21 protein-coding genes are annotated in these 26,947 nt (G+C 46.8%); 4 read left to right on the top strand and 17 right to left on the bottom strand.

Annotated elements, in window-relative coordinates; translation table 11 throughout:
- Nucleotides 1-287: 287 nt before the first annotated feature.
- Together Q0668_RS21385 and glgP are read right to left on the bottom strand one after the other, a co-directional pair.
- Nucleotides 288-1,160: a sugar transferase gene (locus Q0668_RS21385; protein WP_298868378.1), complete on the bottom strand. Its 873-nt coding sequence runs from the start codon at nt 1,158-1,160 to the stop codon at nt 288-290.
- A gap of 410 nt (nt 1,161-1,570) precedes the next feature.
- Nucleotides 1,571-3,733, bottom strand: a complete 2,163-nt coding sequence (gene glgP, locus Q0668_RS21380; protein ID WP_298868376.1) for an alpha-glucan family phosphorylase — start codon at nt 3,731-3,733, stop codon at nt 1,571-1,573.
- 408 nt (nt 3,734-4,141) lie between these two features.
- On the opposite strand from glgP, the gene Q0668_RS21375 reads away from it, so the two are divergent.
- The gene (locus Q0668_RS21375) at nt 4,142-5,011 is read left to right on the top strand and encodes an NAD(P)H-hydrate dehydratase (protein ID WP_298868374.1); all 870 of its coding nucleotides are present in this window, start codon (nt 4,142-4,144) and stop codon (nt 5,009-5,011) included.
- A 13-nt stretch (nt 5,012-5,024) separates the two neighbouring features.
- Here Q0668_RS21375 and Q0668_RS21370 read toward each other — a convergent pair whose 3' ends face one another.
- Nucleotides 5,025-6,239 carry a C45 family peptidase gene (locus Q0668_RS21370; protein ID WP_298868372.1) on the bottom strand — a complete coding sequence of 405 codons (1,215 nt, stop codon included), beginning with the start codon at nt 6,237-6,239 and terminating at the stop codon, nt 5,025-5,027.
- Nucleotides 6,240-6,583: 344 nt separating this feature from the next.
- On the opposite strand from Q0668_RS21370, the gene Q0668_RS21365 reads away from it, so the two are divergent.
- Nucleotides 6,584-9,097: an MMPL family transporter gene (locus Q0668_RS21365; protein WP_298868370.1), complete on the top strand. Its 2,514-nt coding sequence runs from the start codon at nt 6,584-6,586 to the stop codon at nt 9,095-9,097.
- 91 nt (nt 9,098-9,188) lie between these two features.
- Here the strand turns inward: Q0668_RS21365 and Q0668_RS21360 are convergent, their stop codons facing one another.
- The 11 genes from Q0668_RS21360 to Q0668_RS21310 all read right to left on the bottom strand — a co-directional run bounded on the left by Q0668_RS21360 (nt 9,189) and on the right by Q0668_RS21310 (nt 16,487).
- Nucleotides 9,189-9,986 carry a phytanoyl-CoA dioxygenase family protein gene (locus Q0668_RS21360; RefSeq protein WP_298868368.1) on the bottom strand — a complete coding sequence of 266 codons (798 nt, stop codon included), beginning with the start codon at nt 9,984-9,986 and terminating at the stop codon, nt 9,189-9,191.
- Between the two features lie 238 nt (nt 9,987-10,224).
- The gene (locus tag Q0668_RS21355) at nt 10,225-10,623 is read right to left on the bottom strand and encodes a hypothetical protein (RefSeq protein ID WP_298868366.1); all 399 of its coding nucleotides are present in this window, start codon (nt 10,621-10,623) and stop codon (nt 10,225-10,227) included.
- Nucleotides 10,624-10,753: 130 nt separating this feature from the next.
- Nucleotides 10,754-11,491: a carbon-nitrogen hydrolase family protein gene (locus Q0668_RS21350; protein WP_298868364.1), complete on the bottom strand. Its 738-nt coding sequence runs from the start codon at nt 11,489-11,491 to the stop codon at nt 10,754-10,756.
- 35 nt (nt 11,492-11,526) lie between these two features.
- Entirely contained in the window at nt 11,527-11,982 is a 456-nt protein-coding gene (locus Q0668_RS21345) for an RDD family protein (protein WP_298868362.1), read from the bottom strand.
- A 167-nt stretch (nt 11,983-12,149) separates the two neighbouring features.
- A complete protein-coding gene (locus tag Q0668_RS21340; protein WP_298868360.1) occupies nt 12,150-12,644 on the bottom strand; it encodes a hypothetical protein in 495 nt (164 codons plus the stop codon).
- A gap of 1 nt (nt 12,645) precedes the next feature.
- Nucleotides 12,646-13,239, bottom strand: a complete 594-nt coding sequence (locus Q0668_RS21335; protein WP_298868358.1) for a hypothetical protein — start codon at nt 13,237-13,239, stop codon at nt 12,646-12,648.
- A gap of 127 nt (nt 13,240-13,366) precedes the next feature.
- Nucleotides 13,367-13,747 carry a hypothetical protein gene (locus tag Q0668_RS21330; protein ID WP_298868356.1) on the bottom strand — a complete coding sequence of 127 codons (381 nt, stop codon included), beginning with the start codon at nt 13,745-13,747 and terminating at the stop codon, nt 13,367-13,369.
- A 212-nt stretch (nt 13,748-13,959) separates the two neighbouring features.
- A complete protein-coding gene (locus Q0668_RS21325) occupies nt 13,960-14,286 on the bottom strand; it encodes a dual specificity protein phosphatase family protein (RefSeq protein WP_298868354.1) in 327 nt (108 codons plus the stop codon).
- Complete coding sequence (locus tag Q0668_RS21320; protein ID WP_298868352.1) at nt 14,283-14,612, bottom strand: hypothetical protein; 330 nt, start codon at nt 14,610-14,612, stop codon at nt 14,283-14,285. The genes Q0668_RS21325 and Q0668_RS21320 overlap by 4 nt, the downstream gene beginning before the upstream one ends.
- 123 nt (nt 14,613-14,735) lie before the next feature.
- Nucleotides 14,736-15,692, bottom strand: coding sequence for a hypothetical protein (locus Q0668_RS21315; RefSeq protein WP_298868350.1), 957 nt, complete (start codon nt 15,690-15,692; stop codon nt 14,736-14,738).
- Between the two features lie 150 nt (nt 15,693-15,842).
- Nucleotides 15,843-16,487 carry a macro domain-containing protein gene (locus Q0668_RS21310; RefSeq protein WP_298868347.1) on the bottom strand — a complete coding sequence of 215 codons (645 nt, stop codon included), beginning with the start codon at nt 16,485-16,487 and terminating at the stop codon, nt 15,843-15,845.
- A gap of 319 nt (nt 16,488-16,806) precedes the next feature.
- Between Q0668_RS21310 and Q0668_RS21305 the strand changes: the two genes are divergently transcribed.
- Nucleotides 16,807-17,838, top strand: a complete 1,032-nt coding sequence (locus Q0668_RS21305; protein WP_298868345.1) for a DUF4325 domain-containing protein — start codon at nt 16,807-16,809, stop codon at nt 17,836-17,838.
- Between the two features lie 76 nt (nt 17,839-17,914).
- On the opposite strand, the gene Q0668_RS21300 is transcribed toward Q0668_RS21305, so the two are convergent.
- The 3 genes from Q0668_RS21300 to Q0668_RS21290 form a co-directional block, all read right to left on the bottom strand.
- Nucleotides 17,915-19,423 carry a glutamate synthase subunit beta gene (locus Q0668_RS21300; RefSeq protein ID WP_298868343.1) on the bottom strand — a complete coding sequence of 503 codons (1,509 nt, stop codon included), beginning with the start codon at nt 19,421-19,423 and terminating at the stop codon, nt 17,915-17,917.
- Between the two features lie 106 nt (nt 19,424-19,529).
- Nucleotides 19,530-24,140 carry a glutamate synthase large subunit gene (gene gltB / locus Q0668_RS21295; protein WP_298868342.1) on the bottom strand — a complete coding sequence of 1,537 codons (4,611 nt, stop codon included), beginning with the start codon at nt 24,138-24,140 and terminating at the stop codon, nt 19,530-19,532.
- A gap of 244 nt (nt 24,141-24,384) precedes the next feature.
- Nucleotides 24,385-25,374: a LysR family transcriptional regulator gene (locus Q0668_RS21290; protein WP_298868339.1), complete on the bottom strand. Its 990-nt coding sequence runs from the start codon at nt 25,372-25,374 to the stop codon at nt 24,385-24,387.
- 616 nt (nt 25,375-25,990) lie between these two features.
- On the opposite strand from Q0668_RS21290, the gene Q0668_RS21285 reads away from it, so the two are divergent.
- The coding region (locus Q0668_RS21285; RefSeq protein WP_298868338.1) for a hypothetical protein at nt 25,991-26,947 on the top strand (957 nt) is incomplete at its 3' end.

Below are 26,947 nucleotides of genomic sequence, written 5' to 3'. Positions count from 1 at the left end.
ATTCGAGCCTGGATCGATTCCTGGCTCAACCCAAATGGGAAATATCGGTTTATAATTCATTATGCTCAAAATCTTACAAAATTGTCAACATAATAATTGAATATTGTTAATTTTGGATTTATTTTTTCAAAACCGGGCTCCCCAGATTATTTTCAGACATAGCCTGATTCTGCTCTCACTAAAGAAAAGCAGTAACACCTGAGCAGGAGATATACAATCAGTTCCACCCCTCGATCCTTCATCTTGAAGAGTCCAAAAAGCGAACTAACCAGTAGCGCTACCCAGTCTTAGAGTGCACCACTGCCGGTGAGGATCACTCGGATCGTTTTGAAGAGGATCTTGAGATCATTCCAGAAACAGCAGTTCTGGAGATACATCAGATCCAGTGAGACTTTTCTGCGAAAGCCTTCGATGTTGTTGTCGTACCCGTTTACAATTTGTGCCACACCCGTCAGACCGGGTTTCAAGCCAAGGCGATTGATGTAATTCGGGATCTCTTTATTCAAGTCTTCGATGAACTCCGGACGTTCCGGACGCGGACCGACCAGTGTCATCTCCCCTTTGAGCACGTTCCAAAGTTGGGGCAGTTCATCCAGCCGTGTTTTTCGCATGAAACGTCCCAACCCCGTCACACGTGGATCACCCTGGACAGCAAACTGAGCACCATTCTTTTCGGCATCCACAGTCATTGTACGAAATTTGTACAAAGTAAAAGGCATTCCATATCCTGTTTCATCGCGGCGGTCAGAACCGGGAACACGACGGTCAGAGCTGAGCCCCAGTTGAGATAAGTTGAGCTGCTCTTGTCGGCGGTCTGTTGTTGTTTTGTTTCGTAAATTTAATCCGACGCGTGTCTGCTTGAAAATCGCAGGTCCACTGGAAGTCATCTTGACCAGCACTACCAGAAATAAAAGGAACGGCGAGAGAATAATTAACATACAGGACGAGACAACAATGTCCAGAATCCGCTTCATCAAACGCGTCCGCTCCGAAAGGCAACGCACATCAACGCGCGGTTCTTCCAGATCCAGTCGAGTCAGCCAGCCTGTGGAACGCCAGATTTCTACATCCAGATAACCTTTGACCAGATCAGACAATTCACCTTGCGGAATCAGATTTTTATTCGGAAGAGGGCGACTTACTGCAGTCGTTGAACTCATTGAAAACACTTTCTTCTGGATCGGATTCGCTAATTTGAAGGCCATGCACTCGACACCGCCATACCCCATTTGCTGTATGTCGCAGGGGTCGTACACAAAATGAACATGATCAAGGTGTTATACAACGCTCGAACAGAACACCCGTGGATTTTCCTGATAGGGTCGACGCTCTTGCAGCAAACTCCCATTGAGATTTGCTGCCTCTCTTTTCGTCCGTCTACTGAAAAGCTAGCCCGTAATGAAGGACTGTGATTCCAGAGAGTTACAGAAATAGACAAGCAGTCAAAGTCAAAAACAATTTGCACCAGATATCACAAAAAAAACGGCTACAGGAAAGATGCCAAATTCATCTCCTGTAGCCGTTATGACGGTTATCATAGGCCGTTTTAACTCAACTATGTAAGTCCCGCCTAAAGCGAAGAGTCTCCCTTAATCTGACTGGACGAGCCACCGGCAGCCGGCAGATACATTTTTTTTGCATAATCCATCACCATCCTGTCCGCGTTGAATCGCCAGCCCAATGTCCGTATGGCATTCTTCATCCGCGAAATCCAGCCCAAAGGAAGATCATCATCATTCCGGTCATAATACAGGGGAATGACTTCTTCGTTGAGAACTTTCATCAGATTGAGTCCATCCCGGTCATCCTGAATTTCCGTATTGACGTGAGTACGGCCTTTACCAATCGCGAAACCATTGCTGCCATCGAAGGCTTCTGCCCACCAGCCATCCAGAATGGAACAGTTGAGCCCCCCATTCAACACAACTTTCTGCCCACTGGTTCCTGACGCTTCCAACGGCCGACGCGGATTGTTTAACCAGACATCAACTCCTTGAACCAGGTGACGACCGAGATTGATATCGTAATCTTCAAGCAAAACAATCTTGCCTCGGAAAGCAGGCTCTTGCGTCAGTTTGAAAATCCTCTGAATGATCTCTTTACCGTGTTCATCAGCGGGATGCGCCTTCCCTGCGAAGATAAACTGCACAGGACGATCGGTGTCCTCAATAATTTTTAGAAACGTCTCCATATCTTTCATCACAAGATCGGATCGCTTATAAGGAGCAAACCGTCTGGCAAAGCCGATGAGTAATGCATCCGGATTCAATGCGGTTTTCAAATAGCCGATCTCATCTTCGGAGGAACCCCGGCGTTCCGCCTGCTTGACCAGTAAATCACGTGAAAAGTGAATTAAGCGATTTTTCAATGCCTGATGTGTTTCCCACAGGTCTCCCGGCGAAATTTCTTCAATGTTAGCCCAAACGTTCGCTTCACCGGTTCGATAATACCATTCCATCGGCAATACACGGTCATAAATCACACGCATCGGTGCCGCCAGCCAGGTTGGCATATGCACGCCATTGGTAATATGACCTATCGGAATCTCTTCTTCACTTCGCCAAGGCCACAAAGCGGCCCACATTCTTCGACTGACAACACCATGCAGGTTCGATACCGCATTCGCCAGACGGCTCAATTTGAAAGCCAGCACCGTCATACAGAATGTTTCACCTTCATTCTGAGGATCGACACGTCCCAGACTCATGAGTGCATGATGATCGAGACCCAGTTGATCGCCCAGTGGTCCCAAATGTTCTTCCACCATCCCTGCTTCAAAACGGTCATGCCCAGCCGGAACCGGTGTATGAGTTGTAAAGACACAGGCCGCTGCCACATCCCGTAATGCATCGTCAAATGAGAACCCGTCTTCGTACATCCGATTGCGAATGCGCTCCAGAGGGGCAAATGCAGAGTGACCTTCATTCATGTGAATGACACTCGGTTCGATGCCCAGCGCTTCCAATGCCTTCACGCCGCCAATTCCCAGCATCACTTCCTGGCGAATACGTGTTCGCTGATCTCCGCCATACAGCCGCGCAGTCAGGTTTCGATCTTCCTCACTGTTTTCGGGAACATCGGTATCAAGCAGATACAAGGGAATCCGCCCCACATCAACCCGCCAGACCTTGGCAAAAATTTCACCCGAACGCGTTGTCACTGAAATCGCAACAGGTTTCCCATCCGGAGTCAACGCCGGCGATATGGGCAAATTCTTCGTTTTTGCCTCCGTATATGTTTCCTGCTGCCAGCCTGATTTGTCTATATATTGTGAGAAATAACCTTCACCATAAAATAAGCCGATCGCCACCAGCGGCAATCCCAGGTCAGACGCACTTTTCAGATGGTCACCAGCCAGGACGCCTAAACCACCAGAGTAAATATGCAAAGATTCGTGAATCCCAAACTCAGCCGAAAAATAAGCGGCACAACGATGACCTAAAATCGTGGCATTGGTTGAACCCCACGTATCCGATCGTTCCATGTACTCCAGCCAGCGTCGATAGGCAACATTCACACGGGAATGCAAACTGAGACTGCCTAACTTGGCTTCCAGTTGCTCAGGCGAGTATTCTTGCAGCAACAACACCGGGTTGTGATTGTGTTCAAACCATTTCTCCGGATCAATCAAATGAAAAATTTGTGTCACATCAGGTTGCCAACTCCACCAGAGGTTCCCAGACAGCTCACAAAGCTTTTCATAGACAGTTTTTTTAGTAGTCTTTGTAGACATTGAAGAATAATCCAATCCATTGCGATTTATATAGATCTGCTATCTTTCAGAATCGGACAGAGATTGATTCTGATTTTTCTTAGAGCCTGATTGAACGCGCAGACGCGAAGACATGAGTATAATAAAAAAAATACTTCACTCAAAAAAGCCAAACAAAAGTATAATGAACTCGACAAAAACTGGGAGTCATAGCGGTCCCTGTTTCATCAGGATAAATGGAACTTCCACACACACGAATTACCCCATTTTCCTCATTCGCCCCATACTAACCCTGTGAATTCTGAGATAATAGAATGTACAATAGATAAACGGTTTTCTGAAACGGTCAAACGTTTAAAGGACTGCCTCCACTGCCGAAATCGATTCACATTTTAGTGATGTTGCCTGACTTTAAAAGAAGCTTCTATCATGAATATCCAGCGTATTTCCGAGCTGCCAGCACTGCCACAACGTCCTGAAAATTCACATAAGGGAACATTTGGTAAAGTTTTGGTCATCGCCGGCAGTTCTGGTATGAGTGGAGCCGCCTGTCTCGCTGGCATGGGAGCACTGCGCGGAGGAGCCGGTCTGGTTTTCCTGGCAATCCCCGAATCAATTCAATCCATTGTTTCAACGATGAATCCCTGTTATCTAACCATTCCCCTGCACGTGGATCAACATGGCCAGTTGTCTGAAGAATCCGAAACACTTTTATTTGACCAGATTGATCATTTCGATGCAGTCGCCATCGGCCCCGGTTGTGGGAAACATAAATGGGTACAGCAACTCACGCTCAATTTATACTCAAAACTCAAACGGACACTGATTGTTGACGCAGATGCCCTGAATGCGCTCGCCGCTTCAGATAAACCACTGCCCACCCCAGGAGGCCCGCGCATTCTGACTCCTCATCCAGGTGAGTTTTCGCGACTGATTCACAAAAGCATCGTGGAAATCGAACAACAACGCGAAGCACTTTCTATCGCGTTTGCAAAACAACATCAGGTAATACTGCTGCTCAAAGGAGCAAACAGTATTATTACGGATGGATCGCGTTTCGCCATCAACTCGACAGGCAACAGTGGCATGGCCACCGGCGGAAGTGGTGATGTGCTGACCGGTTTGATTACCGCACTCTCAGGTCAAGGTCTGGAAGCGTTCGAGGCGGCACAACTCGCCGCCTGTTTACATGGAATGGCTGGAGATCAGGCCGCACAGGAATTGTCGCAACATGCGCTGATCGCCTCGGATCTTTCCGACTATCTCCCAGCAGCCTGGCTCTCGCTGATGAAAGACTAATTGAGAACCAACGCTATTTCGTTTTTTGAGAAACCGCCTGACCATCGGGCATCGGAAATACGGGGGAATCGGCAGACGGCTTTCGCTTCAATAATTCCGATAGTTGAAAACTGTAATATTTCTGATTCGCTGCAGGATCACCCGCTTTGCTGGCATTGGCCACCCACAATTTGGTTGACTTAGGCTCAAACAAAACATTATGCAAATTCGATTTCATCGCAACCGGACGGCTCATCAGTTTGATCGCGGATTCTGCCGTGAATGATCCATGACCTTCTTTAACCCGCTTGGAAAGTTCCTGATAGCGATCGCCGGCTGAAAGCAAAGCCGCATCCTTCACCGGATTGGGAAGCAGAGGATGACCTTCACCGGGCTGAATCAATTCAAATTTCTCCCAACTCGTCGCCATACCCACCGACCGATTCGTTTTCCCATCGGCAATCACATAATAATACTCACAGGTACGATCATTATTTCGAAAGACGGCGATTGCTTCATCCAGGTCTTTCGCGGTCTCAAGTACCTCACGGACCAGAAACGCCATCGGAACGCCAGACCAGTGTCCCAAACCACCGCCCCCCATCTCGCCAATCGAAACCGATTTCATATTCATGCCGGTCACCGATCCTATGAATCCGGCATAAGAAACATTCACAAAAGGAATGCCCCCTTTGGGTTCTGCCACAACCAGTACTGCATGGTCCTGTAATTTCCAGTCACAGGCATAATCCAGAACACGACCATGATACAAAGTTCCATCCTTCGTGGCAGAATTCGCTATGGAAAATCCACTGCAGTGAAACATTTCAGGAATAAAATTGGTCGCCCGCACATCGGCAAACGCAATCTCTGCCCCCGCAGCCAGTCCACGCATTTCATCCACATACTTCTTGGGCGTATAAGGTTTTTGAATCTGAATGATCGTTTCGATCGCCTGTCGAGGCTTTAATTTAACAGGCCCCAGCTCAACTAAAGTCGTATCTCCCTTATCATTCAACAGGTTATACATGTTCTTTCGAACGTGATCCTTTAAAAGCACCCCCTGCTGATAACCCATTTCATAATGAGTCCCTTTGACATGCAGCACCAGATAGCCATCCACTTTCTCCAGCCAGCCTGCACCACAACGGGCAATCGTTTGTGCAGAGGCGGTCGTCGGCAAAAAACAGATCGCAGCAACGACGATGACTAAAATGAGACCTGTAAAACGGCGAAAGTCACGAAGCATATTAAGATCCTTTTTACACATCAGAACGACATTAGAAGAGCAGAAGTGATTCGATTTCTATTCAGTTGCCTATTATGACAAATCAGAGGAAAGATACAAATCGAATTCTCCTCCTGACACCAAAAATGAACATAAAATCACTTTCTTAGCGACACACCACAATTCAGACAGCCTTGGGCTTGAAATACTCTACCGGAATGTGTGAAGATTGACGACTTGAAGATCGGCAGTTACCTTACGTACCTCAACCTTTTTGATTGGGTTTCAAAAAACCTGATTCGAATCGTTTATGTCTTCACTGGTTGATTTTACGTCTCTTTACAAGCTCTTTGTTAGCAATCTTTATGTTTCGAGTTTTAGGCAACACTGTTGTCCGGTATTGGCAAATCTTCCTCTTATGCTGGGTTATGGCATTAATAGGAATCTCATATGCTGCGCCGGAATGGTCAACAGTCGTACAAAATGGAGAATTCGCTTTTTTACCAGGTGACTCGCCCAGTCTTCAGGGAGAAATGTTATTCAAACAAGCGTTTCCCGATGACCTCCTCGCCAGTAGTATCGTAATTGTCGTAAGGCGAGAACATGGAGATCAGGGATTAACTTCTGAAGACCTCGCTTTCATTGAGAAAAAACTCAAACCCCAACTGCAAAAAATTGCCGACGCAGAACAAACGGGTAAATCGAACACCAAAGAAAATTCGGGAAAAGATCCGCCGGAAAAAGAAGCTTCAAAAGAAGATTCACTGGAGGCAAAACCGAACTCTTCCAATATCTCGCGCATTCGCACGTATACAGATAATACCATCGGCGACCTGCTGCAAAGCGAAGACAACAAAGCCTCGCTGGTAATTGTGGAACTCTCAACAGAATTTCTTGATCAAAGTAATGGGAAAACTGTTGAAAGCATTGAAAACCTCATCCAAGATGATGAATTCAAAAAAACCATCGAACCGGGACTGGATATTTCTCTGAGCGGCATCGCCACAGTGGGCCGCGACATGATTCGTGCTGCGAATCAAAGCGCCGAAGCCACAGAACTCTGGACAGTTTTACTCGTGATTCTGTTGCTCATCATCATTTACCGCGCTCCCATTCTGGCGCTGATCCCCTTATTCACCGTTTTCGTTTCGGTAAAAATTGCCCTCTCCACTCTCGCAATTCTTTCAACATGGGGCTGGGTAGGACTCTTCTCTGGAATTGAAGTTTATGTAACTGTCATTCTGTATGGCGCCGGCGTTGATTACTGCCTGTTTCTTATTGCCCGACATCGGGAAGAACTGGATAAGGAATGCACCTTTAAAGAAGCCATTTCTAACTCCATCGCGACCGTCGGTTCCGCGTTAGCTGCCAGTGCCGGTACGACCATGTGTGGTATTGGCATGATGTATTTTGCTCAGTTTGGAAAATTCCAACAGGCGGGCATCGCCATGTCCTTGAGTCTGTTTTTTGTACTGCTCGCTTCCTTAACACTCACACCGGCCCTGCTCTGCCTGGCAGGACGATTTGCCTATTGGCCCCAGTCATTCAATGAACGTGTCGCCATTTCTGCAGGTTGGTTAACTCCCTCCAGTGTCATGGCCCGTCTCATGCAACGTAACTGGGCGGGTTCTCTCTGGGAATCGGTTTCACAGGCGTTACTCAAAAGCCCTGGCAAGATCTGGCTGACGACAACCCTGATTCTGTTTCCCTTCGCTTTGATCAGCCTGGCCTGTTACGGCAATTTAAGTTATGGCTTACTATCAGAACTGCCCAGTGAAGACCCCAGCGTCGTGGGAACCAAAGCCGTCAAAGGACATTTTCCAGCGGGTGCCACCGGACCACTGACCATCTTATTCCGGAACCCCAATATCAATTTTTCCGATTCCAAGGGGCGCGAAGCGTTCGAGACTCTCACAGAAGATTTTCTGAAACAAAAAGAAGAGTTGGGTATCGCCGATATCCGCAACATGATTAAACCGTTTGGTATCGATGCCGTTGACGAAATGGAAAAAGCCAAAGACCTGCGGGGACTGGAAAAAATAAGGGCCATCAGTCGCATTAAACTGATCAAAAATTACTATGTCAGTTCAGAATCCGATCTGAAAAATCATGTCACGCGAATGGACCTCATCCTCGAAAAAGACCCTTTCTCACACGACAGTATGAAGCAGCTTGAACATATTAAAATTGCACTCAACAAATCACTGCCAGCAAATTTACGCGATGATACCGAACTCTTTTATATTGGCGCCACAGCCAGCATCAGCGACTTAAAAGCGGTCACAGACCAGGATCAGGCCCGGATCGACATCCTGGTACTCGGTAGTGTGTTTCTGATTCTGGTAATCCTGCTCAGACGCCCCGCAATTTCAGCCTACCTGATTCTCAGTGTCTTTTTCAGTTATCTGGTAACGCTGGGAATTACCTTTACCGTATTCTGGGCGCTCGATCCTCAGAATTTCATCGGACTCGACTGGAAAGTTCCCATGTTTCTCTTCACCATCCTGATTGCCGTCGGTGAAGACTACAATATCTACCTCATTACACGCATTGATGAGGAACAAAAAACAAAAGGCCCCGTAGAAGGTGTCATCTCAGCCCTGAAGAAAACCGGCGGGATTATTTCCAGCTGTGGTATCATTATGGCCGGCACCTTTTCCTCTTTGATGGCAGGCACACTGGTCGGCATGCAGCAACTTGGCTTTGCGCTCGCCTTTGGCGTGCTACTCGATACCTTTATCATCCGCCCGATTATTGTTCCTGCTTATCTCATCATGCTCTATCGAGGCTACTTTGGTTCCTGGGGCAAGTATCTGGGAGCAGCTCAGTTCCTGGAAAAACCACCCCAACCAGAACTCGACTCTTCTCAAGTCAAATAATTAAACCCAAAAGATGTCCCTGTCTGGCACTCCGTGTATCTCTTCGTGTGGCACTGTTCGGCTTGCCCGACAGTGAAGAAAGAGCTTCCAACTAAGGCGTAGTATGAATGATCATTTCGGGGAAAGCAGCCGAGCGGGAACCGCTGACAGGCGGGTTATCTGCAGGACGAAATGTAAAGACGGCAGAGAACTTTGCCCGGTTTGTATAATTGCGGGTGGCTGCATGAAATGTTCGACTATGGAAGAACAAAATATCTCCCGGCTGTAAGATCGCGGAAACGCTGGTATCGATCAGCGCTTCGTTCAGAGGCACATCGGGTCTCAGAAAAATCCGATCATCCAGGCGCTCCGGCTCAAACTCCATCCGATGCGTTCCGGGAATCACCTTCAAACAACCGTTATCCAGATTTTCCTCGCCGAGCGCCACCCAGACACTGATCAGTTCTTTTCGTTCAAATGACCAGAACCGTATATCCTGATGCCATAATGTATCGCTGCTGAATTCGGGTTGCTTCGTCATAATACAGTTATGATGCGCCAACGGCATCACATAATCGGGCCCCAGCAATTGCGCCAGTCGGTTCACCAGAGCAGGATGATTTACAAGATCCGTAAAGCTCATGCCGCGACTATGTGCCTGCTTCAATCGACGCACAGTTTCGCCCCCCATCACATTTCGGGACGGAGGCGAACCCGGATACTCCACATCCGCTTCATACTCGACCGGCTCCACAACTCGCGACAACCCGTCCTGCGTCGCCGCCAGCATCTCCTGACGAAGTGACTCGGGACAAAGATTCCGCAGAATCAAATAACCATCCTGCTCGAATTGAACGACTTCTTCGGAAGTCAATCGGTCATGCGTTATAGACTGTGAAGGTGAAGACATTGCATTAAACTCTGATCAAAAAGAACTCAAGTCGGCACGAAATCAAAACACAATATTCATCGGCCTGACACACCCGCCTATGATACAGTTCGCGCCGGGAAAATTAAAGCAGTGATTGGTATTCAATCAAACAGTCTTAAATTTCAACTAGTACAGCAGTGGAAAATGCATTAAACAGTCTGGCTTTTTCGAAGTAATTCAGTAATCTCAGATCAAAGTCCGTTGATTACAAAAAGACTTACCTTTCCTGATCCTGAGAGTCATCAGAATGTGTCCCAGCCCACTTTGCCTTATATCGTTCAGCCGATTTGCTCAATAGAAAAACAGGACCAAAAAACAACAGGTACGGCACCCAACCAAATACGGTCAAAAGCCCAGGAATAAAATTATCAACCTGCCCTCGTGCGGTAGCCGCTTGCCCAATGCCAATCAGCGTACCCCAAAACACAAAGCACCCCAGTACAAATCCCAGATCATTGAAGAGATACATCAGGATCAAAGGACCGAATAGTAAGGGAATCACCAAAATCCGTTGATCAATACCAAACAACGACAATATGATCGGCAGCACGACGCCGATCAAAAACAATATTGCTTTAGTTCGAAATGAATATTGTCGTTGGCGTGAATGCTTCATCTCTTACCAGCCTGAAAAGTAGACACAATGGTTAATCATCCAAATTCCTTAAATCGCGTAACTATGAGTTTATGTATTTGCGTATTGAGTCACAACAATATTTATGAGGCAATCCTCAGAGCAATTCGCTTCAATAACATATTTCCTGCACAACCAGGCCTTCTTCCATTAAGGGCACTTGTGCAACGACCGTACCGTTCGGATCAATCAAAGCAGTGGGACCGTACGATATCTGGCCATCCCTTTCACCAGTCACATCTGCGGAGATTAACCACAGCCCCGTTTCGACGATTCTTTCAGCACGGATTGCATTGTGTTTGAATTTCCATCTTTCCGCATTTGCGTTACTCAACATGTTATAGCAGGGACAAACCATCAAGTGTGCATTCTGATTCGCGATCGCAGCGGCACATTCTGAAAAGTTCAATTCATAACAAATATTGATCCCAAACCTCAGCCCCTCGACTTCAAAAATCGGAACCTTCTCGCCCGGCTCAAAGATAGACTCAAATGGCGCCAGCCTGCTCTTGCGATAGCGGCCCAGTAACTCCCCCTGCCTCACAACGACCGCCGTTATATAGATTTTGTCGCCCTCTTGCTCAATCATGCCAATGACAAGTAGAGGCTGTACCACCGCCAGCCGTTTGAGGATATTTTTAAATGCAACGGAAGAGAGATCAATCGCACGCTGTCGAGCTGTTGATTCTCTAACGACATAGCCTTGCAAATAGCATTCAGGAAAGCAGACAAGTTGCGCACCCTGCCCTGCCGCCCGCGTTGCATAATCAATGATCCGGTCCAGAGACTGCTCCAGATCATCTTGAATATCAATTAACTGACAAGCCGCGACCGTAACACACAGATTCATTCACGTTCTCTTTTCAGGCATGCAATTCGATCGACTTAGGGTTTACCACGTACAACATCGGTTTTAGCCAGCATATCGTGCCAGGCGTGTTTCTGTTTGGAAGCAGCTGCCCAGGTAAAACCGATTAGAAAAGGAATATAAGAAGTAATCTTCGACAGGTTTCGGATTACAGAACAGCCAAACGAAATGCGTTTGCCATCCCGGTCGGTTACTTTGATCCCCACCAGCCGTTTTCCCAATGTGCCTTGCAATGCAGAGCTTTCCATCAACGCGCAATAAACCAGCCAAATTCCGAATGAAGTTTCACGTATCAGATTACGCTCGGACATATATTGCACGCGCGCTTCCACATTCTGGCGATCCGCACGATACGTACTCCATGTCTGATCAAAGTCATAATAATGATAGAAGACCATCACAACCACCACACTGATAGGAACAATGTCTATCAGATACGCAAGGAACCGTATCCAGAATCCCGCATATTTCATTGTCGACCTATCTCTCTCAACTCTGATTTTGATGTTTGATGACCTATCATCGTCTGCAACCTAAAAAATATCTTTATCGGAACTCCTGGATAATACTGCTTTGACTCGGAAAAACAAATCGCCGGTAATCGTAAAAGGCTGCAAATCTACTGATTCACAAGGCATGATTATTTCAAAATCTCAACTGAATCGCCATCAGATTCACCGTGATCTACAACCGCACCAGTTTTCCAACAACGGTTGATAACCATCACACAAGAAACCAGCAGCGGCGGCAGTAGCAGCATCAGAAATTCAGGCAGGGACATCCTTAAATCTTCTGCCGTACTATGCCGGTATGTATCGGGAGTCTGTCTCATACTATTTAACAGAATTATTAGAAGCATAGAGGTAAAAAAGAGGATTACCAATGTTTTGGAAAATCGAAATTCTCGCCGAGGAGTGTAGGTCGCCCATGCCGCGAGACCAACATAAATCGCGCAGCCCACCAATGGATCAACGGCATCTCGCTTCCAGCTTGTGATGTCATCCCGGCGAACCAAGTCAGACGTCTCATTGAAGTACCAATATAAAATAGTATAGAGACCAATCACCACCACGGGCACAACAACACCCAACACCGCCCCGATCAAACCAGCAATCAAGCCACGAACAATATTCATTTTATCGTGCCTCAACACCCGCTGGTTCCTCTGCCTCAATGCCTTTTAAGTATGCCATGATGAAGGGTTCCAGGTCATCCTCACTACTCGTACGAAAAACAAACAGCCAGCCCTTCATAAACCAGAGATAGCTGGGATCGTCCTCACTGGAATCATAAAACATGCGGTAACCCATATTGGTCATTTGGCGCATGCCGCTTTTTCCCTCACCTTCATCGTAGATATCCTGAACCCTGCCAAACAGCGCTTCTTTTTCGAGTTCGGTCACCTGATAGACATACACATCGACGTCATACAAACCATCGTCATAGGTAGCATGCTGGCCTTTGATATCAAACCTGAGATCGGGAATGTCTGCTGCTTCATCTTGTGACTTCCGAAGTGCATTGCCCACTTTAGCCGGAAACAGTTTCTCAGGCGCAACGTCCTTCGCAGGGGGATTCCATGTTTCTGCGAATTGCTGCCGTTCTTCTTCCTCAGCCATCTTCTCTTCTGCCCACTTGATGATCTTGGGAACGTTCACGATGGCAACAGCCACCCCGATCACACCAATGACAGCAAGGACCCCACAACCAATGGCTATTTTTTTACCCATGTGAAACTCTCTCATAAATTGAAATCGAAACGAACCTGCCTCATATCTCACAGCACGATTTGTTATTTGCGTTTTTTAACTTTCACTTCGACAGCAATTTGATCACATGTTTCCAGCTAAAAATTGTTTAGGATATTGGCCCCCGGGCTCCCAGCAATCCGACAGAGACCCCGTTTTTTTTCAGCGTCTGCGTCGCCTTGCCATTGACTATGAGAAGTACGAGTAAACCGACCAAAGGGATCATTGTCAGGACTCCAAGAAATATACCAACCCCCACGCCGTAAAGTTTGGTCGCAAGCAGGAAGACAAACGCTGTGGCGACAATAATAAGGATTAGCAATGCGAGTCCAAAAAACAGAAACATCTCGACTGGAACTAGAGACTGGCCAGCGACAGCACCGAGATAGATCAAAATGCAAACAAGAATACCCTTTTGGCTAGTGGCGATCAGTTTCAAATCTGCAGAGGCAGGTTGCGACTGAGAGGAATCAGAAGCTGCTTGTGACATCACATCGAACCTTTCGTTCTGTGACACTCTGAATTATCAAAGTTGAGTTATTGAAAACTGGGCATCCACCAGTCATGTAAAACTGGAGTCTCCTTTAGATTTTTCACTTGTATTCACATCATGCACAATCGAATGCTGGAAGGCAATCAAAACACCCGAATTCTTCAGCAGTGGCAGTAAATCTGATTTGTAAAATTGAACGATGAACTCAATCAGTGACTGCCAGAGAATTCCATGAGGGTTTTCATTTGCAGATGACTGAGACGTACCAGCGGTCGCTTGCTTTGAATGAATTGCAGCGCAGATTCAGGAGTCTCTGTTTGACCTGTATGAACTAACAATGCAGCAGCGAACAAGCCGGTACGACCATGCCCTTCCGCACAATGAATCAGGATATTTCCTTCAAGCGCCGCAATTCTTTCGATCCAGGATCGCAGATCATCCAGAGAGGGAACTGAGCGATCCAGCACAGGAAAGCAAAAGTAGCTACTCTCCCGCAATGCGTGTGGCTCACTGAATTCGCAGGTTAGATCAATCACATGCTCAATGCCATCAGGTAATTCTCTGGATAACAGTCGTCGGCTGAGAAAGAGCTTCTCTGTAAGCTGGTTAATCGCAGGTTCCGCAGCAAATACCAGATCGCACTCAGATAAACCAGATAAGGCAGCAGCAAAAACTGATTCAGCGGCGAAAGCAGCCCCCGTTCCGATTTGCCGAACACGCACGGCCCCAAAAACAAATATCCTGCCGCCACCAGACCAAAACTAAACGCCGGCCAGAGCAATAGCAAAAACCAACCCTGATGATTCACCGCGGCCACAGTCAGCAAAAAAGCAATGCTCAGAATCAGATAACCAAAATTCATAAGAAAAGCTGCTTATTGACAATAGAAAGGCACATTAGACAATTTAGAATAGACTCTAGATCTACCGGAAGAGTTCGTTCCACTACCTTAACTAGCAATTCGACTTGTTGACAGCATCTATTGCTACAACTTCTTTTTGATTTTAAATGATGCGATCATCTTCTTGACATCCGGAAAGATCTTGTCTTCCATTTCGGGAAGAATCGTGCTGACGACAAAATAGCACTGATTGCCGTCCATAAACACCCATTGCCGCCATCGAATATCTTTATTCAATTGGGATGGGACCATTGACTCATAGTACAATGCATCAAATCGGCCGACCTTCGCTGGTTTCAGATCTTTCAGCGTTGCCTTTTTATTCATCCGCTGAGCCCAGTCCATAGCCATATCCAACCGAATCTTGTCTTTAAATTTTTGGTCGGCAATTTTTTCAGAGGATGAATAGGTTCCCATTTGGTAAATATCCATGCCCACGCGAAAGCTGGGTGGCACATACATCACCCATGTGCCTTCATCACTGGCCTTCCATCCTTTCGCCAAAGTAATTTCAAACGGTTTTTCCCGTTTTGTTTTTGTAAACTCAAAGATCGCTATCCCGTCAAACGGCCCCTTGAAATCGATATCACTTTTGAAGTATTTGCTGCTCGGATCATATTTCCATTTTGAATGCGTCTGTAAAGCCAGCGTATCGAGAAGTTCACGTAACGTCGGTTTGTAGGAATCGGGAAACGGTGTAAACATTGGTGTCTCGGCAATTTCTTTGGAAGACGTCATTAGACCAACGCCGGTACCTAATGCCAGCCGACTTGAAACCATAAACATATTTGCGAATCGACTGAACGTGCCGCCAATGCCCGCCTTCAGCCGGAACCCTAAAAGCTCAGTTTGTTGCTTAGCCGTTAACGGTTTAAGAGTCGCCGCCGGTTTCTTCTCTTTATCGACCTTGGATTTGGCATCGACAGATTTTTGTGTCGCTTCCACTTTTGGCTTACTCGCGGTGCGCGATGATTTCTGCTCACCCTGTATTGAAGAGATGGCTGTGAGAAGTGTTACGACAATGAAGAATACGGTTCTCATGGCGGATCACTTTTTTATGAAGGAAGTTCTAATAAAAGTGTGCGACTTCAGTGCAACCCTATTATCGCAACCCACATTTCAGAATCACAAGCAGAAAATCTGACTTTAAGAAAACAATCTCGACGAATTCAGCAAAAATTCCAGTTAATACTATGATTCAATCAATCGATCGTGCCGTTTTCGTATTTGTGACGTTGTAGTAGGAAAAGTAAATTTATCCATCACCACATCTTCAATCGCCGCACGGACTTGTTTCGCGCATTGAACCGGAGGCACGCGACCGACGCCTGTCCCAAGCCCAGGTAGCGAGACCGATTTCACATGATCACGAACAGGTTCGCCAGCATACCTCCCAGATGGCATTATCCCATCACGAATGAGCAGAAAAATAGCACGAGCGGCGAGAAAGGGATTGATTGAAGAATCCAAAGCAAGAGGAACCCGCATTGTAGGTGCAGCAATCAAAAACGGGATCGATGCATCATTTGTTTCTACAATCGTAGCTGCCCCAACGAGCAATTCACCAGCATGGTCGTCCTTGATTTGTGTCTGCACACGATCCTGCAAGGATTGGCCGAAACGTTCAAGATAAAGACGATCAATACCACCATCCATAAATCCAAAGCTGTTAGCGGGACTGACAATAGCATCCATTGCTTCATCAAAGATTGAGCCTTGATAGACGGACACAAATGGTAGATCACCACACCAACGTTGCCACGCATGTGTGAGTGCAGTATCAATGCCGGTCAGCCTGATCTGCAAACGCGACTTCTTGCGAGTAATACCCAACATCAAGTGCTCATCCTATTTCTACTATTGGAGCAATCAAAAATGAAATAAATTCTGTTTGCGGTTCAATGCTGGCACCAGATTGACGTTCTATGTTCAGTTAGTTGGTAGAGATATCATTAAATCAGAGTAATCTATTGATATAACACTAAGGTGTTCTTTGGTCATACGGCGTAATAGAGAACCAACATCACAAAGCACGAAAGCGCACATTTGGCCACTTTTTAACCGTCCAGCTATTGACAGCACGCCGCTTAAGGTTGACAATACAGACGATAATGTTGCATTTTAATCAAATAAGGTTGCCAAAAGGCTTTGAGATATGGTGGGAGTCCGAAAAAGAGGCGAGGAAATTCGACAATTTATATTAGAAAATGTCGAACAGCATCCTTCTGATCTCGTCAGCATTACTGCGAGTCATTTCCTGATTTCCAGGCAAGCTGTAAACAAGCATATAAAAAAACTCGTTGAACAAAAAGCAATTGTCGTCCAGGGTGCTACGAAAAGCAGACGATATAGTTTGCATCCACTCGACGAATGGAGCCACACTTACTCCTTAGAAAATAAACTTGAAGAAGACATCGTTTGGCAAAACGATATTGCAACTTTTTTAAAAGAATTGCCGGACAATATAAAAGAGATTTGGCACTATGCTTTCACCGAAATGTTAAACAATGCCATAGATCATTCTTCCGGATCATGGGTAAGTATAAAAGTAGAAAAAACAGCATCCACCACAAAAATCATGATCCTTGACGATGGCGAAGGAATCTTCAAAAAAATCCAGCGTGAATTAGGATTAAGCGATGAACGACATTCTGTTCTGGAACTTGCTAAAGGGAAATTAACAACAGATCCTAATCATCATAGCGGGGAAGGCATTTTTTTTAGTTCCCGAATGTTCGATCGGTTTGCAATTTCATCTGGCTCTACATATTTTTCGCACGAATTTGACAAAACGGAAGATTGGATAATCGAGCAAAAAGAAAATAAATCTGGTACTGCAGTTTTTATGTACTTATCAAACAACTCATCGAGAACATCAAAAAGCGTCTTTGACAATTTCACTTCAGATGATGATTATGGATTTACCAAAACAATTGTTCCAGTCCGTCTAGCTCAGTACGGAGACGATCAACTCATTTCAAGATCACAAGCGAAAAGGCTGTTGGCCAGAGTTGATAAATTTAAGAAAGTCATCTTTGATTTTGATGAGGTTAGTACGATAGGCCAATCCTTCGCTGACGAAATCTTTCGTGTCTTTCAGCTACAACATAAAGACATGGAATTGGTCGCCATTAATACACAAAAGCAAGTCCAGCAAATGATTTCTCGCGCACTATCAAAAGAGTGAATTGCTTTGCTCAGGACATTTAAGCCAAAAAACGTCCTGCATCATAATAAATTCACCACTGAAACCGAACCACCAACTACGGCAGTTCGGTCGCGCCCATCAGATACCGGTCGCATTCACGGGCGGCGCCGCGGCCTTCGTTGATGGCCCACACGATCAGGCTTTGACCGCGTCGGCAGTCGCCGGCGGCGAACACGCCTTCGATGTTGGTCGTGTACTGCTCGTGCTCGGCTTGGAAATTCGAACGGGCATCCGTTTCCAGATTGAGCTGCTCGCTGATGATATGCTCGGGGCCTAAAAACCCTAGTGCCAGAAAGACCAGATCACATTCCAGCACTTTTTCAGAACCGGGAACCACGCTGAACGGAGGACCGTTCTCGACCGGTTTAGACCAGTCGACTTCGCAGATCTTGAGACCCGTCAAATTACCTTGCGCATCGCCGGTGAATTCGACCGTTGACATCTGGAACATTCGTGGATCTTTTCCGAAGGCGGCAGCCGCCTCTTCATGACCATAGTCAATCCGGAAAATTTTCGGCCATTGAGGCCAGGGGTTATTCGCGGCCCGTTCATCCGGTGGTTGCGGCACAATTTCCAGGTTGATCACGCTTTCGCATTTCTGCCGCATCGCAGTCCCCAGGCAGTCATTTCCCGTATCACCACCGCCGATCACCACGACTTTCTTACCTTCCGCGTTGATAAAGTTTTCCACGGGTGAATTCTGAAAATGAGTATTATTCAGACTCGATTCCAAAAGGCTCTGCGTATTCTTCGATAAATATTCCATCGCAAAATGCACGCCTTTAAGATCCCGTCCCGGAATCGGCAAATCGCGAGGTTTGGTGGCACCGGTGCAAAGCACGACAGAGTCAAAGTCTTTCAGCAGTTGATCAGCTTTGATGTCAACGCCGATAGAAGTATTGGTAACAAACTCCACCCCTTCGTCGGCCAGCAAATCAACGCGTCGTTGAACGATCCATTTTTCCAGCTTCATATTGGGGATACCATACATCAGCAATCCACCAATGCGATCATCGCGTTCATAAACGGTCACGCTATGGCCAGCCTGATTCAGCTGGGCAGCAGCCGCCAATCCAGCAGGACCAGAACCGATCACGGCCACTTTTTTGCCAGTACGAACCTGGGGAGGATTTGCCACGACCCAACCCTGATCAAACGCAAAATCAATAATCGAATTTTCGATATTCTTAATCGTGACAGGCGGTTCATGAATTCCCAGGACACAAGCCCCTTCACAAGGAGCCGGGCAAACCCGACCGGTGAATTCGGGGAAGTTATTAGTCTTATGCAGACTGTGAATGGCATCTTGCCAACGGCCATGATAGATGTGATCATTCCACTCGGGTATCAGATTATTGATCGGACACCCAGACGCCATGCCGGCCAGCGTACTCCCTGTATGACAAAAGGGAATGCCGCAATCCATGCATCGCGCACCCTGATTTTTCAGCTCGTCTTCTGTCAGATGATCGTGGAATTCGTTCCAGTCAAGAATACGCAATTCTGGTTTTCTATCTTCACCCAGTTCTCGCGGAAATTCCATGAAGCCTGTTGGCTTGCCCATAATTCTATCTCACTCAAAAAATATATTTGCTCTTATCTACCGAGGATGAAATGCGATCTGGAAGACGCTCTGCACTTTTGACAGCACAGTAACGCCTTCTCAAAGATTAGACGGCAATCTCTGCTTCTTCAGCCGCCATCTCCTCTAAAGCTCGTTTGTAATCTTTGGGCATGACTTTCTTGAACTGCTCAAGTTCCGTTACCCAGTTATCAAGGATCGACTTGGCAACCGTCGAACCGGTAAATTTACGATGATTATCAATCAGCGTTTTCAGTTCGGCGATATCTTCCACATCTTTTACACTTTCTAATACAACGGTTTCCAGATTGCAGTTTTTTCTCAGTAAACCGACTGGATCGTAGACGTATGAAACACCGCCCGACATACCCGCCGCAAAATTCCTTCCGGTTTCACCTAGAATCACAGCACGACCGCCGGTCATATATTCGCAACCGTGGTCGCCGATCCCTTCCACAACCGCATGGGCACCAGAGTTTCTAACGCAGAATCGCTCTGCCGCCTGCCCGCGAATATAAACCTCGCCTTCGGTCGCTCCGTAAAGGTTCACGTTCCCGACGATGATGTTTTTCTGTGGTAGAAATGTGGAATTGACCGGTGGGTAAATGATAATTCTCCCCCCGCTGAGTCCTTTACCCACATAGTCGTTCGCATCGCCTTCATGTTCAATGGTGATGCCGTGTGCCAGCCAGGCGCCCAGACTTTGTCCGGCTGACCCATTACTGTTGATGTGGATCGTTTCATCAGGCAAGCCGTCAGGTCCATGGTGCTTGGAAACTTCATGGCTCAACATCGTGCCGAACGTACGGTCGGTATTCTTAAGTTTGATATCAACCACCACCGGCTCACCATTTTTGATCGCAGGCTGACACTGATCAATCACGACATTATCCAACACGATTTCCAGACCATGTTCTTGATCCCGCATGCAGTATGTACCGACATCAGGATGTGGTTTTTCAGCTACTCTTAATATAGGTGTCAGATCCAGATGTTTCGCTTTCCAGTGAGCAACGCCCGCATCTAATTCCAGCACATCGCTGCGACCCACCATCTCATCCATCGTGCGGAAGCCTAACTCTGCCATCAGTTCGCGGGCTTCTTCTGCCAACATTAAGAAGTAATTCACCACGTGTTCCGGCTGACCTGCGAACTTTTTGCGAAGTTCCGGATTCTGCGTGGCAATTCCCACGGGACAAGTATTGAGATGGCACTTCCTCATCATGATACAGCCCATGGTAATCAGTGGGGCAGTCGAGAAACCGAACTCTTCGGCACCCAGTAAATTCGCAATCACAACATCACGACCCGTTTTCAACTGGCCATCCGTTTGCAACCGTACGCGGCTGCGTAAATCATTCAGAACCAATGTCTGGTGTGTCTCAGCAATCCCCAATTCCCACGGTAAACCCGCATGCTTCACACTGGTTAATGGAGAGGCTCCTGTTCCACCGGAGGCACCGGAAATCAAAATATTGTCGGCATGACCTTTGGCAACACCGGAAGCAATCGTTCCTACACCCACTTCCGAAACAAGCTTCACACTGATCCGCGCGGACGGGTTCGAATTCTTCAGGTCGTAGATCAACTGAGACAAGTCTTCAATCGAATATATGTCATGATGCGGAGGCGGACTGATCAGCCCCACACCAGGAGTCGAATGCCGCACCGAGGCAATAATTTTATTAACCTTATGTCCGGGCAATTCGCCCCCTTCTCCCGGCTTGGCACCCTGTGAGATCTTAATCTGTAATTCATCCGCATTGGTCAGATACCAACTGGTCACACCAAATCGACCAGAGGCGATCTGCTTAATCGCAGAGCGCTTGGAATCGCCGTTCTCCAGAGGTGAAAAGCGGCTATAATCCTCGCCCCCTTCTCCCGTGTTACTTTTGCCGCCCAGTCGATTCATGGCTATCGCCAGCGATTCATGCGCTTCGGCAGAGATCGATCCGTAACTCATGGCACCTGTGCAGAAACGCTTCACAATTTCTGCAACGGGTTCGACTTCTTCCAGTGGAATCGATGTCCGTGATTTGAATTTCAATAAACCTCGCAAATGGCAATCACGGGTCGTCTGTTCGTTAACCTCTTTCGCAAACTGCTTGTAAGAGTCTGTGTCATTAGAACTGGTAGCTGCCTGCAGATTGGCAATATTTTCAGGCGACCAGGAATGCTTTTCACCATTGGCGCGCCAATGATAAACCCCGGGGTTAGACAAACCGGGCACCCGATATTGATCTCGCGCAGGATAGCCGATCTCATGCCGCATTTCGCATTCTTTGGTTATGACATCGAAACCAATGCCCTTAATGCGACTGGCAGTACCATCAAAACAAGTATCGATGACTTCCTGATTCAAACCGACGGCTTCAAAAATCTGCGCACCTTTATAACTTTGCAGAGTCGAAATCCCCATTTTGGCCATCACTTTCAGCATGCCTTTGCTTACGCCCATACGGTAAGCAGCCACGATGGTATCCCGGTCCCATTTTGCAGCATCGAGTTCGCCGACTTCCAGTGAATGCCATAAAGATTCAAACGCCATATAAGGGTTGATCGCATCGGCACCGTAACCGAACAACAGACAATGATGATGCACTTCCCGAGCTTCACCCGTTTCCAGCACGATTCCAATTTGCGTTCGCTGTTCGTTTCGTACGAGATGATGGTGAATCGCACCACAGGAAATAAGGGTCGGTAATGCAATTCGATCTTTATTCACAGCACGGTCTGACAAAGTAACTAAACTGAAACCAGCGGTAATCGCCTGTGATACCTCTTCTCGAATCCGATCTAAAGCGGCTCGAAATCCGGCTTCCCCTTCGGACTGGGGATAAGTTACATCGATCGTTTTATTTTTCCAGCCTCGGTAATTCATTGACTTAATGGCTGCCAACTCTTCATTACTGATGATCGGCTCTGGAATTAAGAGACGGTGACACTGCGCTTCCGTTGATTCCAATAGGTTACCTTCCGGGCCGATATAACACTCGAGCGACATAATCACTTCTTCCCGAATCGAATCGATAGCCGGGTTCGTCACTTGTGCAAACAGCTGGTGGAAGTAGTCGTATAGCAAACGTGATTTGTCACTCAGGCAAGCCAGCGCTGCATCATTACCCATCGAGCCAATCGGATCTTTCTTGGCTTTGATCAATGGAATCAACATGAACCGCAACGTTTCAAAGGTAAATCCAAACGCCTGCATGCGCGAAAGTAACTCTGCTTCTGGAATTTCCTCCAGTTCATCAGCGGGTGGAATATCCTGCAGATGAATTCGCTGATTCTGAAGCCATTCATGGTAAGGACGCTTGGTAGCATACTTTTCCTTGAGCTCTTCATCGGGAATTAATCGGCCTTCTTCGAAGTCTACCAGGAACATTTTCCCGGGTTGCAGCCGACCTTTTTCCTTCACGATTTTGGGATCGACTTCCAGCACACCCACTTCGCTGGCCATGATGACACGGTCATCGTGAGTCACATAATAACGACTGGGTCGCAAACCATTCCGGTCCAGGACAGCACCAATACATTGGCCATCAGTGAATGAAACAGAAGCCGGCCCGTCCCATGGTTCTTGAAGTGAAGAGTAATACTCATAAAAGGCGCGCTTGGTGACCGAAATCGAATGATGATTCTGCCAGGCTTCGGGAATCATCATCATCATGACTTCCGGCAAAGGACGTCCGGACATCAATAACAATTCCAACGCATTATCAAAGTTTCCAGAGTCGGAACAATGAGGCTCAATAATCGGGAATAACTTCTTGATATCTGCCCCGAATAGATCACTGGACATCATACCCTGTCGAGCATTCATCCAGTTAGCATTGCCGCGCAGTGTGTTGATTTCTCCGTTATGTGCCATGAAACGACATGGCTGTGCGCGATCCCAACTGGGAAACGTATTCGTGGAAAATCGCGAGTGTACCATCGCCAGATGACTTTTGAAGTCTTCGTCCCGCAAGTCCGGATAGAAAGGCATCACCTGATCGGGCGTCAGCATACCTTTATAGACGACCACTTTGGTAGAAAGCGAACAGAAGTAGAACATCAACCCCTGCGGTAGATCCCCTTCTCGCAACTGACGGCTGGATAACTTCAGAATAATATAAAGCTGTCGTTCCAGATCATCCTGATCAGACACTTTTCCATTTGGTGTCGAGATAAAAACCTGCTCCATATGAGGCATGGCACGAATTGCGGACGGGCCGATGTCCGCTTTTTGGGGAGAGACAGGCAACTCGCGCCAGCCACGAATCACAAGTCCCTGATTATGGACGGCTTCTTCGACAACCTTTTTACAATGCTCCCGCTGCGCGACATCGGTCGGTAAGAAGACGACCCCCATGCCGTAATTCCCCTGGTTGGGAAGATCAAAATCCAAGTCCTGTTTGACAACCCTGCTCAGAAACTCATGAGGCATGGAAACCAGGATCCCGGCTCCATCGCCTGTATTTTCTTCGCAGCCACACGCACCGCGGTGAGTCATATGGCGCAGCATCTCATCGGCATCGAGCACAATTTGATGTGATCGCTCGCCTTTAATGTGGGCTACAAACCCAACCCCGCAACTGTCATGCTCGAATTCCGGATCGTAAAGTCCATGCGCTTCCGGCAAACTCCCTGTTCGGAATATGGAATTGCGATCATTCTTGCTGGAATCAGTTCCACGTCGAACGGTTCGACTCTTCATCTTACTTCACCATTCAAACTAATGTTTAAACAAAATCGATGCCGAACGGCACCCTGTTATTGCGAACGAATTTCGCACTTTTTTTTCAGGAATCACATCAACTCTCCATCAAAATGATGCCTTCCTTCACCAGCCTGCGCCGGTACTTTTTCTGCCGAAGATTTACCAGTGGATTCCTGAGCTGCTTTTATCGGGAACCCTCCCGCAACTCAAAATCACTGGATCCATCAGAATCTCTTCTGATTTACTCACGCGCTATCAAAGGACCGAACGAAAAAGCATCTTTACTGGAAGACTGATCTCTTCCAGATGCGGATGCCTCGGCCGATTCTCTGCGAGCGAGAGAGAAATTAGCGGGGTCTTCATGCAAGACTTCTATGAACTTCGAAACCACATCGGGTATCGATTTCTGCTTTTTTTGAATGATTCCGATCGGACGAAACCATTCGACCTGTTCCAGTTGTACCACACTCAATGAATGATCCTGAACTTCCTTCAATACCGTAGGAAGAGGCAAAATCGCGAGGCCTGCTTCCGCTTCGACGGCACGTTTAATGTTTTCAATGTTGTCAAATTCATGAATCAACTGGACATGCACACTGGCTTTTCTTAACCAGCGATCTATCTTCTGTCGAACGACTAATTCAGATGTGAATGCCACGAATGGCTCATCTTCAATCTCACTGACCGAACAACTTTCCCGCGCGGCCAGATGGTGATCCGGATGAACCACAAGCACCATAGGCTGTTCCTGCCACAATATGCTCGTAAGATCTTTCTCTTCCTTGGGAAATGAAACCAGACCCAGATCAGCCTGGTTTTCACAAATTCTCTGATAAACTTCATCCGGATGTAAATAATCTAATGTGATCATGACTTCGGGATAAAGGTGTTGGAACTGCTCAACGTAATCGTACATCTGAGCTAGACCCACCGAGTAGATCGCAGCGATTCTCACTCGGCTTTTCGTTTGACCAACGGCACTTCTGACTTGCTCTTCCACCTGCTCGAATGACTTCAACAACTGCTGACAGCCATCAAAATAAATCTTGCCAGCCGGAGTGACTTCAAAGGGTCGCTTGGAACGATCAATCAACTGCGCACCCAGTCGTTTTTCCAATGCATGCACTGCCTGGCTAGCCGCTGATTGTGACACACGACGAACCTCAGCAGCTTTGGAAAAACTGCCTTGAACGACGACATCACAAAAAAGCTCAGCATTACGAAGATGCATAAGAGGCGAAACGAATCCGATTTATAAGGAAAACTAATAATAATGTGATCGAAGTATCTCATTTTCGAATACGAGCCAGTTTAAATATCAAACATGCGATAAGTCAAGCGCACGCACTACTGAAAATAACAGGGTTAAACCTTATGAAATTACCCATTTACACAAATCCAATATGATAAAACACTTATCATTGAGAGCCTGAGACAAAAGTAGACTCAAAAATGCACATTCACGCGACAAACTCTTCCAGAAATGATGTAAAAGCAATCATTGCTAACCACTTACTTTAATCCGGACACCAATGATTGCCGTTGGTTGTATTGATTTTACTGATAGTAACGTCAACAGGCAGGAAGATCAGATTTCCCCGCCATCTCCGAATTCTGGTTCTGTTCTGAATTCGTAAAGTCATCTAATCGAAAGAGAGATCTGGAACGAAGACAGAAAAATAAAGTCAAACCCAATTTATGAATAGTAAAAGACAAAATACTCTGCAAACCTACTCAACTCGATCTGACATGGATAACATCAGTATTCAGTACAGTAAGGGAATGCCGTAATCATGTTCACACCCCGTCTTTCTCTTTCACTCGATCATTCGAATTAAGGAACCCTGATGAAGAAACACTTCTCATTTTTGACCCTGTTAATCTTGGCTGTCACGCTTCCCTTGCTCTCTGGATGTAGTAAACCTGCCGAAGAAAGTGCACAAAAACCTGCTCAGCCTCCAAAAGCACTGGGTCCCGATGAAGCCATGCGGGCTATGATGGATGGAGTCAATAACCAGCAAATGGAAGCGCTCTGGAATTTTCTTCCCGCTAGTTATCAGGGTGATGTGAATGGGTTGGTACACGAATTTGCCGGCAAAATGGATCCTGAAATGTACAATGGCACGTTTCAAACCTTGCAAAGGGTCACCAAACTTTTGAAAGACAAAAAGGCATACATTCTTAAAAATCAAACATTGATGGGGCTTCCCGTCCCTCCGGAAAAAGTAGCCGAATTCTGGGACCCGGTAGTTGCTTTGATCAATACATTAGCCCAGAGCGATCTTTCCACTCTGGATAAGCTCAAAAGTTTTGATGGCGGAAAATTCCTCACTACAAGTGGTAATCAGATGGCAAAACAGGTTATCAGCATATCTGACCTGCTCCCCAAGAAAGAAGGAGAACTCAGTTTCTCTGAAAAAACAAAGCAGACAAAAATAACCCTTGTTTCGACCGAAGGCGATACAGCGATCATTAAAATGGAAGTGCCTGGAGCGGAACCCACAGAAGAAAAGATGGTGAAGGTCGAAGACAAATGGATTCCCAAAAATCTGTCAGATAACTGGAAATCCAAAATGGAAGACGCGCGCAAAAAACTGGCTGAACTGACGCCTGAAAAAGTGACCGCTCAGAAGGAACAAACGCTGGCTGGCATCAAAGAAGTGAATAAAGTTCTAGCTTCGCTGGAAAGCGCCAAAACCGAGGAAGAGTTTAACAAAACTCTCAATCCGATCGTGGCCCCGGTTGCGATGCTAGCAGGGTGTCCGGAAATGAAATCTAGCGGTATCGCCATTAAGCCCGGAAAT

It is taken from the genome of uncultured Gimesia sp. (assembly GCF_937910335.1).
Lineage (GTDB): Bacteria > Planctomycetota > Planctomycetia > Planctomycetales > Planctomycetaceae > Gimesia.
Note: the sequence above shows the minus strand (reverse complement) of the source record. Positions and strands in the feature narration are given on the sequence as shown.

Excerpts from the sequence above, each read along its gene's own strand:
- Q0668_RS21385 (WP_298868378.1), bottom strand. The coding sequence starts at position 1,160 with ATGAGTTCAACGACTGCAGTAAGTCGCCCTCTTCCGAATAAAAATCTG.
- glgP (WP_298868376.1), bottom strand. The coding sequence starts at position 3,733 with ATGTCTACAAAGACTACTAAAAAAACTGTCTATGAAAAGCTTTGTGAG.
- Q0668_RS21375 (WP_298868374.1), top strand. The coding sequence starts at position 4,142 with ATGAATATCCAGCGTATTTCCGAGCTGCCAGCACTGCCACAACGTCCT.
- Q0668_RS21370 (WP_298868372.1), bottom strand. The coding sequence starts at position 6,239 with ATGCTTCGTGACTTTCGCCGTTTTACAGGTCTCATTTTAGTCATCGTC.
- Q0668_RS21365 (WP_298868370.1), top strand. The coding sequence starts at position 6,584 with ATGTTTCGAGTTTTAGGCAACACTGTTGTCCGGTATTGGCAAATCTTC.
- Q0668_RS21360 (WP_298868368.1), bottom strand. The coding sequence starts at position 9,986 with ATGTCTTCACCTTCACAGTCTATAACGCATGACCGATTGACTTCCGAA.
- Q0668_RS21355 (WP_298868366.1), bottom strand. The coding sequence starts at position 10,623 with ATGAAGCATTCACGCCAACGACAATATTCATTTCGAACTAAAGCAATA.
- Q0668_RS21350 (WP_298868364.1), bottom strand. The coding sequence starts at position 11,491 with ATGAATCTGTGTGTTACGGTCGCGGCTTGTCAGTTAATTGATATTCAA.
- Q0668_RS21345 (WP_298868362.1), bottom strand. The coding sequence starts at position 11,982 with ATGAAATATGCGGGATTCTGGATACGGTTCCTTGCGTATCTGATAGAC.
- Q0668_RS21340 (WP_298868360.1), bottom strand. The coding sequence starts at position 12,644 with ATGAATATTGTTCGTGGCTTGATTGCTGGTTTGATCGGGGCGGTGTTG.
- Q0668_RS21335 (WP_298868358.1), bottom strand. The coding sequence starts at position 13,239 with ATGGGTAAAAAAATAGCCATTGGTTGTGGGGTCCTTGCTGTCATTGGT.
- Q0668_RS21330 (WP_298868356.1), bottom strand. The coding sequence starts at position 13,747 with ATGTCACAAGCAGCTTCTGATTCCTCTCAGTCGCAACCTGCCTCTGCA.
- Q0668_RS21320 (WP_298868352.1), bottom strand. The coding sequence starts at position 14,612 with ATGAATTTTGGTTATCTGATTCTGAGCATTGCTTTTTTGCTGACTGTG.
- Q0668_RS21315 (WP_298868350.1), bottom strand. The coding sequence starts at position 15,692 with ATGAGAACCGTATTCTTCATTGTCGTAACACTTCTCACAGCCATCTCT.
- Q0668_RS21310 (WP_298868347.1), bottom strand. The coding sequence starts at position 16,487 with ATGTTGGGTATTACTCGCAAGAAGTCGCGTTTGCAGATCAGGCTGACC.
- Q0668_RS21305 (WP_298868345.1), top strand. The coding sequence starts at position 16,807 with ATGGTGGGAGTCCGAAAAAGAGGCGAGGAAATTCGACAATTTATATTA.
- Q0668_RS21300 (WP_298868343.1), bottom strand. The coding sequence starts at position 19,423 with ATGGGCAAGCCAACAGGCTTCATGGAATTTCCGCGAGAACTGGGTGAA.
- gltB (WP_298868342.1), bottom strand. The coding sequence starts at position 24,140 with ATGAAGAGTCGAACCGTTCGACGTGGAACTGATTCCAGCAAGAATGAT.
- Q0668_RS21290 (WP_298868339.1), bottom strand. The coding sequence starts at position 25,374 with ATGCATCTTCGTAATGCTGAGCTTTTTTGTGATGTCGTCGTTCAAGGC.